This window comes from Curtobacterium sp. Csp2, from assembly GCF_013347165.1.
Window position 1 is genome coordinate 1,637,332 of sequence record NZ_CP054593.1, and the last position, 12,788, is coordinate 1,650,119.

Here is a 12,788-nt window from a genome sequence, read left to right on the forward strand (position 1 = left end):
CAATTCCTTTTGGATTGAATTGATTGTCAGTAGACAGTCTTTACAGTCAGTTTCAACTCGCTGACGCTTTCGGGTGTTGGTTGTATTTTTTTACGGAGAGTTTGATCCTGGCTCAGGACGAACGCTGGCGGCGTGCTTAACACATGCAAGTCGAACGATGATGCCCAGCTTGCTGGGTGGATTAGTGGCGAACGGGTGAGTAACACGTGAGTAACCTGCCCCTGACTCTGGGATAAGCGTTGGAAACGACGTCTAATACTGGATATGACTGCCGGCCGCATGGTCTGGTGGTGGAAAGATTTTTTGGTTGGGGATGGACTCGCGGCCTATCAGCTTGTTGGTGAGGTAATGGCTCACCAAGGCGACGACGGGTAGCCGGCCTGAGAGGGTGACCGGCCACACTGGGACTGAGACACGGCCCAGACTCCTACGGGAGGCAGCAGTGGGGAATATTGCACAATGGGCGAAAGCCTGATGCAGCAACGCCGCGTGAGGGATGACGGCCTTCGGGTTGTAAACCTCTTTTAGTAGGGAAGAAGCGTAAGTGACGGTACCTGCAGAAAAAGCACCGGCTAACTACGTGCCAGCAGCCGCGGTAATACGTAGGGTGCAAGCGTTGTCCGGAATTATTGGGCGTAAAGAGCTCGTAGGCGGTTTGTCGCGTCTGCTGTGAAATCCCGAGGCTCAACCTCGGGCTTGCAGTGGGTACGGGCAGACTAGAGTGCGGTAGGGGAGATTGGAATTCCTGGTGTAGCGGTGGAATGCGCAGATATCAGGAGGAACACCGATGGCGAAGGCAGATCTCTGGGCCGTAACTGACGCTGAGGAGCGAAAGCGTGGGGAGCGAACAGGATTAGATACCCTGGTAGTCCACGCCGTAAACGTTGGGCGCTAGATGTAGGGACCTTTCCACGGTTTCTGTGTCGTAGCTAACGCATTAAGCGCCCCGCCTGGGGAGTACGGCCGCAAGGCTAAAACTCAAAGGAATTGACGGGGGCCCGCACAAGCGGCGGAGCATGCGGATTAATTCGATGCAACGCGAAGAACCTTACCAAGGCTTGACATACACCGGAAACGGCCAGAGATGGTTGCCCCCTTGTGGTCGGTGTACAGGTGGTGCATGGTTGTCGTCAGCTCGTGTCGTGAGATGTTGGGTTAAGTCCCGCAACGAGCGCAACCCTCGTTCTATGTTGCCAGCGCGTTATGGCGGGGACTCATAGGAGACTGCCGGGGTCAACTCGGAGGAAGGTGGGGATGACGTCAAATCATCATGCCCCTTATGTCTTGGGCTTCACGCATGCTACAATGGCCGGTACAAAGGGCTGCGATACCGTAAGGTGGAGCGAATCCCAAAAAGCCGGTCTCAGTTCGGATTGAGGTCTGCAACTCGACCTCATGAAGTCGGAGTCGCTAGTAATCGCAGATCAGCAACGCTGCGGTGAATACGTTCCCGGGCCTTGTACACACCGCCCGTCAAGTCATGAAAGTCGGTAACACCCGAAGCCGGTGGCCTAACCCTTGTGGAAGGAGCCGTCGAAGGTGGGATCGGTGATTAGGACTAAGTCGTAACAAGGTAGCCGTACCGGAAGGTGCGGCTGGATCACCTCCTTTCTAAGGAGCATCTGGCTCGTCCTCGTCTGCAGTAGGCAGGTGTGGGGTGGGTCCAGGCGCCTGGTTCGGACCGAACGTGTCCGACGGGTAGCTCATGGGTGGAACATTGACAGTGCAGTCGGGAGCGCAGCTTCCGGCCTTAGTACGCCAGCTTGCTGGTTGGGACGGGTCGGTGGTGAGCGGGTCGGCTGGTGCACGTTGTTGGGTCCTGAGGGACCAGGCTTCCCGGTCGCCGCCCTGTTCCAGGGTGGATGGTTTCCGGGGGTTGAGCCGGCGGAGTGATCCGTCAGGGTTCTTCGGTGGGCCACATGAAGCTGATGCGTTGGTGTCGGTGGGGTGTGGTGCCGATCGTATGTTGAGAACTACACAGTGGACGCGAGCATCTTTGAAATCGCTTGCAATGGTTGGTCGGCCTTCGGGTCTGACCGGCTTGTTGTGAGTGGATTGCAATTTTTAATCTTTGTGGTCAAGTTTCTAAGAGCAAACGGTGGATGCCTTGGCATCTGGAGCCGAAGAAGGACGTAGAAATCTGCGATAAGCCTCGGGGAGCTGATAATCGAGCTGTGAGCCGAGGATTTCCGAATGGGGAAACCCCGCCAGGCGCTTTGTGACCTGGTGACTCCCGCCTGAATATATAGGGCGGGTAGAGGGAACGTGGGGAAGTGAAACATCTCAGTACCCACAGGAAGAGAAAACAACATGTGATTCCGTGAGTAGTGGCGAGCGAAAGCGGATGAGGCTAAACCGATCATGTGTGATAGCCGGCGGGCGTTGCATGGTCGGGGTTGTGGGACACGTCGCTCAGTTCTGCCGGACTGGGGCGGTTACAGCGCATCATAGTCGAACCGGTTTGAAAGCCGGGCCGTAGTGGGTGCCAGCCCCGTAGACGAAATGGTGTTATGGCCGGATGTGTATCCCAAGTAGCACGGGGCCCGAGAAATCCCGTGTGAATCTGTCAGGACCACCTGATAAGCCTAAATACTCCCAGATGACCGATAGCGGACAAGTACCGTGAGGGAAAGGTGAAAAGTACCCCGGGAGGGGAGTGAAATAGTACCTGAAACCGTTTGCTTACAAACCGTCGGAGCCTCCTTGTAGGGGTGACGGCGTGCCTTTTGAAGAATGAGCCTGCGAGTTAGTGATATGTGGCGAGGTTAACCCGTGTGGGGCAGCCGTAGCGAAAGCGAGTCTGAATAGGGCGATTCAGTCGCATGTCCTAGACCCGAAGCGAAGTGATCTATCCATGGCCAGGTTGAAGCGACGGTAAGACGTCGTGGAGGACCGAACCCACTTCAGTTGAAAATGGAGGGGATGAGCTGTGGATAGGGGTGAAAGGCCAATCAAACTTCGTGATAGCTGGTTCTCTCCGAAATGCATTTAGGTGCAGCGTTGCGTGTTTCTCGCCGGAGGTAGAGCTACTGGATGGCCGATGGGCCTCAACAGGTTACTGACGTCAGCCAAACTCCGAATGCCGGTGAGTGAGAGCGCAGCAGTGAGACGGTGGGGGATAAGCTTCATCGTCGAGAGGGAAACAACCCAGACTACCAACTAAGGCCCCTAAGCGTGTGCTAAGTGGGAAAGGATGTGGAGTTGCACAGACAACCAGGAGGTTGGCTTAGAAGCAGCCACCCTTGAAAGAGTGCGTAATAGCTCACTGGTCAAGTGATTCCGCGCCGACAATGTAACGGGGCTCAAGCACACCGCCGAAGTTGTAGATTTCGCACACCGATTAGCCTTCGTGGTTCAGTCGTGCGGAGTGGTAGGAGAGCGTCGTGTGGCGAGTGAAGCGGCGGAGGAATCCAGCCGTGGACGCCACACGAGTGAGAATGCAGGCATGAGTAGCGAAAGACGGGTGAGAAACCCGTCCTCCGAAAGACCAAGGGTTCCAGGGCCAGGTTAATCCGCCCTGGGTAAGTCGGGACCTAAGGCGAGGCCGACAGGCGTAGTCGATGGACAACGGGTTGATATTCCCGTACCGGCGAACAACCGCCCAAGCTAATCCAGTGGTGCTAAGAGTCCTAACCCGGGCTTACCGGATCCCTTCGGGGTGATGGTGTCCGGTCTAACGCTCGACCCCATGCTGGTGCGGCTAGCGTATGAACAGGTGTGACGCAGGAAGGTAGCTGAGCCAGGCGATGGTATCCGTAAGGTGAACCTGGTGTAAGGATGTAGGGCTGACGATAGGCAAATCCGTCGTCTGTGTGCCTGAGATCCGACGCGTACCCGTTTGGGGAAATCAGTGATCCTATGCTGCCGAGAAAAGCATCGACGCGAGGTTGCAGCCGCCCGTACCCGAAACCGACTCAGGTGGTCAGGTAGAGAATACCAAGGAGATCGAGAGAATCGTGGTTAAGGAACTCGGCAAAATGCCCCCGTAACTTCGGGAGAAGGGGGGCCGGACACGTGATACGAACTTGCTTTGTTGAGCGTTGAAGGCCGCAGAGACCAGTGGGAAGCGACTGTTTACTAAAAACACAGGTCCGTGCGAAGTCGCAAGACGATGTATACGGACTGACGCCTGCCCGGTGCTGGAAGGTTAAGAGGAAGGGTTAGCCTCCGGGCGAAGCTCTGAATTTAAGCCCCAGTAAACGGCGGTGGTAACTATAACCATCCTAAGGTAGCGAAATTCCTTGTCGGGTAAGTTCCGACCTGCACGAATGGCGTAACGACTTCCCAGCTGTCTCAACCGCGAACTCGGCGAAATTGCACTACGAGTAAAGATGCTCGTTACGCGCAGCAGGACGGAAAGACCCCGTGACCTTTACTACAGTTTGGTATTGGTGTTCGGAGTGGCTTGTGTAGGATAGGTGGGAGACTGTGAAGCGGGCACGCTAGTGTTCGTGGAGTCATTGTTGAAATACCACTCTGGTCACTTTGGATGTCTAACGTAGGACCCTGATCGGGTTCATGGACAGTGCCTGATGGGTAGTTTAACTGGGGCGGTTGCCTCCCAAAGAGTAACGGAGGCGCCCAAAGGTTCCCTCAACCTGGTTGGCAATCAGGTGGCGAGTGTAAGTGCACAAGGGAGCTTGACTGTGAGACTGACAGGTCGAGCAGGGACGAAAGTCGGGACTAGTGATCCGGCAGTGGCTTGTGGAAGCGCTGTCGCTCAACGGATAAAAGGTACCTCGGGGATAACAGGCTGATCTTGCCCAAGAGTCCATATCGACGGCATGGTTTGGCACCTCGATGTCGGCTCGTCGCATCCTGGGGCTGGAGTAGGTCCCAAGGGTTGGGCTGTTCGCCCATTAAAGCGGTACGCGAGCTGGGTTTAGAACGTCGTGAGACAGTTCGGTCCCTATCCGCTGCGCGCGTTGGAAATTTGAGAAGATCTATCCCTAGTACGAGAGGACCGGGATGGACGAACCTCTGGTGTGTCAGTTGTTCTGCCAAGGGCACCGCTGATTAGCTACGTTCGGACCGGATAACCGCTGAAAGCATCTAAGCGGGAAGCCGTCTTCGAGATGAGATTTCCATGCACCTTGAGTGTGAGAGGCTCCCAGCAGACTACTGGGTTGATAGGCCGGATGTGGAAGCGGGGACTAACGACCCGTGGAGCTGACCGGTACTAATAAGCCGAAGACTTGACAACACACTTTTTACCCACACCGTTGGTGTGGGGCTCGCGTCCACTTTGTGGTTCCCGACAGACGATCGGGAACATGAAACTGAACACCGCGCATGCGCGGGACAGCTTTCTTGATCCGATGGGTCAAGTCGAAGGTGTTCCGGTGGTCATAGCGAGAGGGAAACGCCCGGTCACATTCCGAACCCGGAAGCTAAGCCTCTCAGCGCCGATGGTACTGCAAGGGGGACCTTGTGGGAGAGTAGGACGCCGCCGGACTCAACGTTGGTAACACCAGGGAACCCCTGACCATGACTGGTCAGGGGTTCCCTGCGTTTCCGGCCCTCTTCCACAGCGTCTCCTGCCGCCTGCTCGGGGCGGTGGGCTGCCGGTAGGATCGACCCGTCATGACTGCACCGTTCACCGCCGCAACCGGCTCCGACATCCGCGTCCGTTTCTGCCCGAGCCCGACGGGGACCCCGCACGTGGGCCTCATCCGGACGGCGCTCTTCAACTGGGCCTACGCCCGCCACAACGGCGGCAAGCTCGTGTTCCGCATCGAGGACACCGACGCCGCCCGGGACAGCGAGGAGTCGTACGAGCAGATCCTCGACGCACTCCGGTGGCTCCGGTTGGACTGGGACGAGGGCGTCGAGGTCGGCGGCCCGCACGGCCCCTACCGGCAGTCGGAGCGTTCGGACGTGTACGACGACGTCATCGCGAAGCTGCGCGCGTCGGGGCACGTCTACGAGTCGTACGTCACCCCGGAGGAGATGGAGGCGCGCAACAAGGCCGCCGGTCGCGACCCGAAGCAGGGCTACGACAACCACGAGCGCGACCTGACCGAGGCGGAGCGTCAGGCCTTCCGTGACGAGGGCCGGCAGCCGGCACTGCGGCTGCGCGTGCCGGACCGCGACCTGAGCTTCGAGGACCTCGTGCGCGGCGAGATCACCTTCAAGCAGGGGACGTTCCCGGACTTCGTCGTGGTGCGTCCGAACGGCAAGCCGCTCTACACGTTCACGAACCCGGTGGACGACGCCCTGATGGGGATCACCCACGTGCTCCGCGGCGAGGACCTGCTGTCGTCGACACCGCGACAGATCGCCCTGTACGAGGCGCTGTACGAGGTGGGGATCACGTCCTTCATCCCGCGCTTCGGGCACATGCCGTACGTGATGGGGGAGGGCAACAAGAAGCTCTCGAAGCGCGACCCCGAGTCGAACCTGTTCCACCACCGTGCCGCGGGCATGGTTCCCGAGGGTCTGCTCAACTACCTCGCGCTGCTCGGCTGGTCGATCGCACCGGACCGGGACGTCTTCACCTCGGACGAGATGGTCGCGGCGTTCGACGTCGTCGACGTGAACCCGAACCCGGCCCGCTTCGACCACAAGAAGGCCGAGGCGATCAACGGCGACCACATCCGGCTGCTCGACGCCGACGACTTCCGCGCGCGACTGCTGCCGTACCTGGCCGGGATGGTCGCCGACCCGCCCACGCCGGAGCAGGAGCGCGTGCTCACCGCCGCAGCCCCGCTCGTGCAGGAGCGCATGCAGCTGCTCGGCGAGGCGCCGGCACTGCTCGGGTTCCTCTTCACGTCGGACGACGACCTGGTGGTCGAGGACGACGCACTGGCCGCCCTCAAGGGCGACACGGCCGAGGTGCTCTGTGCCGGCACGGTGGCGCTCGAGGGCCTGCAGGACTGGGACACCGCCTCGATCGAGGCCGCGCTCCGCACGGCGCTGATCGACGAGATGGGCCTGAAGCCGCGGGTCGCGTTCGGACCCCTGCGCGTCGCGGTGTCCGGCCGTCGCATCAGCCCGCCGCTGTTCGAGTCGATGGAGATCCTCGGCAAGGAGTCCACCCTGACGCGGCTGCGTCGGCTCGCGGATCGCTGACGACACCGTGGGAGCTGACGACGCGGTGCCGGCTGACGCGGTGCCGGCTGACGCGGTGTCGACTGACGCGGTGTCGACTGACGCGGTGACGGCTGAGATCGTGCAGGCGGACGTCGCGGTCATCGGGGCCGGTCCGGCCGGGCTCAGCGCGGCGCTCAACCTCGTGCGTGCACGGCGGACGGTGCTCCTCGTCGATGCGAACCGCCCGCGGAACGCCGCCACGCTGCGGTCGCACGGGTTCGTGACGCGTGACGGCATCTCGCCGCTCGAACTGCGGCGTCTCGGGCGCGAGGAGGTCGCCGGCTACCCGGAGGCCACGGTCGTGCAGGCCGTCGTCGACCGCGTGGCCCCGGACGGAGACGCGTGGACGGTGCACGGCTCGTGGCGCGGCACCGAGACGTCGGCGCGGGTGCGCGCCGTGGTCGTCGCGACCGGGCTCCGCGAGGAGTTCCCCGCGCTGCCGTCGCTCCGGGCGTTCTACGGCACGTCCGCGCACAGCTGCGTCGAGTGCGACGGGTACGAGCACGCCGGTCAGGCCCTCGGACTGGTCTGCGAGACGCGGGACGTCGTCGAGCGGGCGCTGCTGCTGGCGTCCTGGACCGACGACCTCGTCGTGTACACGAACGGGGTCGCGCCGCTCGACCCCGCCGGTCGTGCACGCCTGGCGGCCGCCGGGGTGCGGGTGGACGAACGTCCGGTGGCGGACCTCGAGGGGGACCGGTCGGGCCTCACGGGCGTCCGGCTCGCCGACGGCACCGTGACGCCGCACAAGGGGGTCTTCGTGCGCCCGGTGTGGCACGCGGACCTCGACTGGCTCGACGCCCCGGTCGAGCGTGACGGGGAGGGCCTCGTCCGGGTCGACCGGCTCGGGCGGACAGGTGTCGCAGGGCTCTACGCGGTCGGCGACGTGACGCCGCCCGGACCGGAACAGCTCATCGTGGCGGCCGGTCACGGGGCGGCGACGGCGGCTGCCGTGCACCGTGACCTGGTGGGTGGTCTCGAAGACGCTCGGGATGCTGTACAGTAGTTGATCGTGCCCCGGGCAACCGGGAACAGAAGGCCAACGGCCTTTTGGGGTATGGTGTAATTGGCAACACAGCGGTTTCTGGTACCGTCGTTCTTGGTTCGAGTCCAGGTACCCCAGCAACAGGACAAGTGAAAGGCCCCCGGGAATCCCGGGGGCCTTTCGCGTTGTCCGCGGACGGCCTCGGATCCGAGGACACGCCCGGATCGCCCGCGAGGCTCGGATCCGCCCGGGTCGCGCGCAGCAGACTGCTCACGTCGGGTGGTCCGCGCTGGACTGGTCGCGCCGGCGGCTCGCACCAGGGTGGGGAGCACCCGGCGGGACGCGCGGGGCGGGCGCGGTGGCGATCCTCCAGGCCGGCGGCGGAGCCGCTTGCGGGTTTCCGTAGCGGTCGCTGGTGAGCCGCAAGGCGGACCCGAGCGCATTGACCCGCCCACGCGCCGCGACGAGGGTTGGAGCACGGACGAGGCGTACCCACTCGTCCAGGACCCCCGGCGGCGTACCCGCGCCCCAGTCGGGAGCTGTCCCCTGCACCCTGAACCCGACAGGAGCACCTCCGCATGTCCGTCAGCCCGGTCCGTCCGGCAGACCCCCGCGTCTCCGTGGTCATCCCGGCGCGCAACGAAGCGCGCAACCTCGAGATCATCCTCCCGAAGCTTCCGCCGGTGCACGAGGTCATCCTCGTGGACGGCAACTCCGTCGACGACACCGTCGCGACCGCCCGCCGGATCATGCCCGGCATCCGTGTCGTGCACCAGACCCGGAAGGGCAAGGGCAACGCCCTCGCATGCGGGTTCGAGGCCGTGACCGGCGACGTCGTCGTGATGTTCGACGCCGACTGCTCCGCGGACCCGGACGAGATCCCGCGCTTCGTCCAGGCGCTCCGCGACGGTGCCGACGTCGCGAAGGGCACCCGGTACGCCCTGGGCGGCGGCAGCGACGACATCACCATCGTCCGGAGCCTCGGCAACCGCGGGCTGAACCTGCTGTGCAACGTCATCCTCGGCACCCGGTACAGCGACCTCTGCTACGGCTACAACGCCTTCTGGGCCGACACGCTGCCGGCGATCGCGCTGCTGTCCTCGACGCTGCCGAAGCCGCTGGACGGCTCGATGCTGTGGGGCGACGGGTTCGAGATCGAGACCGTGCTGACGTGCCGGTGGTCGGCCGCCGGACTGCGCATCGCCGAGGTGCCGAGCCACGAGAAGCTGCGCGTGCACGGGGCGAGCAACCTCAACGCCGTCACGGACGGCATCCGCGTCCTGACGTCGATCGTGCACGAGCGGCGGCGGGCCTCCGGGCGCCGTGCCGTGTCGGCTGCGCCGGTGGTGGCTGCGCCGGTGGTGGCTGCGCCGGTGGTGGCTGCGCCGGTGGTGCTGCCCGCGGCGGCGCACGCACCGGCGTCGGTGCACGCGCCGGCGGCCGTGCACGCGTCGCCGGCCGGGGCGCTCGAGGGGGACGCCGCGTGACACGGGTCGCCGTCGTCGTCTGCGCCTACACGCAGCTCCGGTGGGGCGACCTGCAGGACAGCGTCGAGTCGGCGCGTCGGCAGCCGGAGCACCCGGAGGTCGTGCTGGTGATCGACCACGAGCCGGAGCTGCTCGCCCGGGCCCGCGCGCGCTGGCCGGAGCTGCTCGTCCTCGAGAACGCCGAGGACCGCGGCCTGTCCGGCGCCCGCAACACCGGGGTGGCGGCGACGGACGCCGACGTGGTCGCGTTCCTGGACGACGACGCCACCGCCGATCCCGACTGGCTCGGGCACATGCTCGCCGCGCTCGAGGACCCCGCGGTCGTCGGCGTCGGCGGCCGCGCCACGCCGTCCTGGCCCTCGACCACGGGCTCCGGGCCGTACGTCGACGAGCTCCTGTGGATCGTCGGCTGCAGCTACACCGGCCTGCCGGAGACCGCGGGCGACGTCCGCAACGTGATCGGGTCGAGCATGGCGTTCCGTCGCGAGTCGATCCTGCGCGCCGGCGGCTTCCGGTCCGGCATCGGCCGCGTCGGGAACCAGCCGCTCGGCTGCGAGGAGACCGAGCTGTGCATCCGCATCGCCGCGGTGCAGCCGGGGGCGCGGATCCGCCACGAGCCGCGGTCGAACGTGTCGCACCGGGTGTCGGCGGACCGCGTCGGCATGCGGTACCTGCTCCGCCGGAGCTACTACGAGGGCATCTCGAAGGCCGTGCTGGCACGTCGCGTCGGCACCGGTGATGCGCTCGCCAGCGAGTCCACCTACCTGACCCGGGTGATCCCGCGGGCGGTGCTCCGCGAGCTCCGTGCCGTCGGTCGCGGCGGGCTCGCTCGTGCTGCCACGGTGGTCGCGTCGGTCGCCACGACCGTCCTGGGCTACGCGGTGGGCCGGCTGCTCGGCGGCGTGGTCGTCGCCGCACCGGCACCGCGTCCCGTCGCCGACCCGGTCGGCACGCGATGAGCCGGGGGACCGCCACGCCCGCGGTCGGTGCCCACGTCGCCACCGGACCCACGTCGGCCCGACGGCGCGATGGTGTGGACGCGGACGACGTCATGGGACCCGGTGCTCGGCTCGCTGCGGCCGGGGTCGTCGTCGTCACGCTCGTCGCCGTGGCCCTCGGCGCCGGGCTGCACCTGCCGGTCCTGCGGGGGAGCGCGGCCGTCGTCTTCCTGTTCGCCCTGCTCGGCGTCGCGCCGCTGCTGCTCGTCCGACCGATGCCCCTGGCACGCTTCGTGCTGCTCGCGGTCGCGGGGTCGATCACCGGCACGATCGGGATCGGCTACACGATGGCGACCGTCGGGTGGTGGCACCCGGCGGTGCCCTTCGCCGTCGTGGTCGTCCTGACGTCGGCGGTGCTCGCGTCCACCGTGCTGCGGGACCTCCAACAGCTGCGTCGACGGGAGCGCCGACCGGCCCCGGCACCCCTGACGGAGTCCGTGCGGACCGGGTCCGGGCGGATCGTGCTCGGGTGGATCGTGATCGGGGGGACCGTGCTCGGTCTCGCGACGGTGGTGGTCGCCGCGGTGACCCACGTCGGCGACCCGGTGCCCGCCGGGCTGTTCGGTCGGCTCGGGGTCGGGCTGCCGGTCGGGCTCGCCGTGCTCGTCGCGGCGGCGGTCGTCGCGTTCGTCCGGGGTCGAGCCGTCGCCGTGCCCGTCGTGGCGCTCGGCCTGGCCGTGCAGCTCGCGCAGGCGATCACCTACGGGATGCCGACCGTGACCGCTGCCGCGCGGCACGTCGGGGTCCTGGAGTACATCCGGCAGTTCGGCCGCACCGATCCGGCCTCGGACATCTTCCAGACCTGGTCGGGGCTGTTCGCCGGGGGCGCGTGGGCCGCTGACGTCGGCGGCATCGTGAACGCGATGACGATCGCCGCGTGGGTGCCCGTGCTGCTCGCGGGCGTCACGACGCTCGGCGTCGGGGTGCTCGCCGCGCACTGGCTGCCCGGTCGACGCCGGCCGTGGATCGCGGCGCTCCTCACCGCGATGACGGGTTCGCTCAACACGACGTACTTCTCGCCGCAGTCGACCGGCGTCCTGCTCGTCGTCGCGATGCTCGTGCTCGCCACGGGCCCGCTCCTGGAGACCGCCGCGGCCGTCGCCGACGGGTGCGTGCAGCGGGTCCTCCGGCCGCGCAACGTGCGGCTGCCACAGGTGCTCGCGATCGCCGTGATCGGCGTCGTCCTCGTCGTCACGCACCAGATCTCGCCGTACCTCGCGGTCGCGGCGCTCGGCGTCCTCGTGGTCTTCCGGCTCCTGCGTCCGTGGTGGCTGCCGCTCGTCGTGCTCGTGCCGGCGGTGGTCTTCGCCGCGCTGAACGGCGACGTGCTCGGCCGGTTCCTGTCGCTCTCGGCGATCGGGAAGGTGTTCGACAACGTGCAACCGCCCGAGCACGACATGACCGTGCTCCCGAAGCCGCTCGTCACCGGCCTGGCGTTCGACGTGCCGGCGGCGACGCTCGTGCTCGTCGGCCTCGTCGCGGTCGTCACCGTGCTGGTCCGACGCGACCGGCTGCACTGGGGGCTCCTCGCCGCGGCCGCGAGTCCGATCTCGCTGCTCGTCGCGACGAACTACGGGCAGGAGGGCATCTTCCGCGTGGTCCTGTTCGCGACCCCGTGGCTGGCGGTCCTCGCCGCCGGGCTCCCGCTCCCCGCCGGTCGGTGGGCGCGCGTCGGGACGGCCGTCCGGGCAGCGCTCCGATCGGCAGCCGCCCGGTACGTCCTCGCGGCGGCGGGCGTCGCGGCCCTCGTGGCGGTCGGTGCCTTCGGACAGACCGCCCTGGACTGGAACCGCGTGACGACCCGGAGCGAGTCGGCGGCGACGCAGTGGTACGACCGGACCGCGCCGAAGGGGTCGGTCATGCTCCTCACCGGTTCGGGGAACGCCGTGCCGGGGAACACCGGCGCCCGGTACTTCGACGTCGACTACGTGTCGCGTGAGGCGCTCGGCCCGTACCCGTCCGGTACCGGCTACGACCCCGACGCCGACGTCTCGACCCTGACGCGGCAGTTCGTCGCCCGGACCACCGCGACGAAGTACTACGCCCTCGTGGCCGCGCCGATGGGTGCGTACGACGAGCGCTACGGCTACCAGCGGTACCCCGACTACGAGCGGCTCGCGGACGCGATGGCCTCGTCGCCGTACTGGCACCGGGTCTGGTCGTCCGGCACCACCGCCGTGTACGAGCTGACCACGGCCGGGATGCGGCATGCCGCGAGCTGATCCA

At 65.7% G+C, this 12,788-nt stretch carries 5 protein-coding genes, 1 tRNA gene and 3 rRNA genes; all 9 read left to right on the forward strand.

The annotated features are described in order from the left end of the window. Positions 1-89 precede the first annotated feature (89 nt). The 9 genes from HUN59_RS08105 (at position 90) to HUN59_RS08140 (ending at position 12,784) form a co-directional block, all read left to right on the forward strand. Positions 90-1,611: ribosomal RNA gene (locus tag HUN59_RS08105) — 16S ribosomal RNA — on the forward strand. A 464-nt stretch (positions 1,612-2,075) separates the two neighbouring features. Further along, positions 2,076-5,203, forward strand: a 23S ribosomal RNA gene (locus HUN59_RS08110). 135 nt (positions 5,204-5,338) lie between these two features. Then, a 5S ribosomal RNA gene (gene rrf / locus HUN59_RS08115) occupies positions 5,339-5,455 on the forward strand. Together the 16S, 23S and 5S rRNA genes form the textbook arrangement of a ribosomal RNA operon. A 128-nt stretch (positions 5,456-5,583) precedes the next feature. Beyond that, a complete protein-coding gene (gene gltX / locus HUN59_RS08120) occupies positions 5,584-7,071 on the forward strand; it encodes a glutamate--tRNA ligase (RefSeq protein WP_174778063.1) in 1,488 nt (495 codons plus the stop codon). A gap of 85 nt (positions 7,072-7,156) precedes the next feature. Further along, positions 7,157-8,098, forward strand: a complete 942-nt coding sequence (locus HUN59_RS08125; protein WP_174778064.1) for an NAD(P)/FAD-dependent oxidoreductase — start codon at positions 7,157-7,159, stop codon at positions 8,096-8,098. Between the two features lie 45 nt (positions 8,099-8,143). After that, positions 8,144-8,215 (forward strand) — tRNA-Gln (locus HUN59_RS08130). Positions 8,216-8,655: 440 nt separating this feature from the next. Further along, positions 8,656-9,564, forward strand: coding sequence for a glycosyltransferase family 2 protein (locus HUN59_RS19375; protein ID WP_217483636.1), 909 nt, complete (start codon positions 8,656-8,658; stop codon positions 9,562-9,564). Next, positions 9,561-10,523: a glycosyltransferase family 2 protein gene (locus tag HUN59_RS19380; protein ID WP_058741703.1), complete on the forward strand. Its 963-nt coding sequence runs from the start codon at positions 9,561-9,563 to the stop codon at positions 10,521-10,523. The genes HUN59_RS19375 and HUN59_RS19380 overlap by 4 nt, the downstream gene beginning before the upstream one ends. 92 nt (positions 10,524-10,615) lie before the next feature. Further along, positions 10,616-12,784, forward strand: a complete 2,169-nt coding sequence (locus HUN59_RS08140) for a hypothetical protein (protein ID WP_174778065.1) — start codon at positions 10,616-10,618, stop codon at positions 12,782-12,784. Positions 12,785-12,788: the final 4 nt, after the last annotated feature.

Coding starts and splice junctions, on each gene's coding strand:
- gltX (WP_174778063.1), top strand. CDS start 5,584: ATGACTGCACCGTTCACCGCCGCAACCGGCTCCGACATCCGCGTCCGT.
- HUN59_RS19375 (WP_217483636.1), top strand. CDS start 8,656: ATGTCCGTCAGCCCGGTCCGTCCGGCAGACCCCCGCGTCTCCGTGGTC.
- HUN59_RS08140 (WP_174778065.1), top strand. CDS start 10,616: ATGGGACCCGGTGCTCGGCTCGCTGCGGCCGGGGTCGTCGTCGTCACG.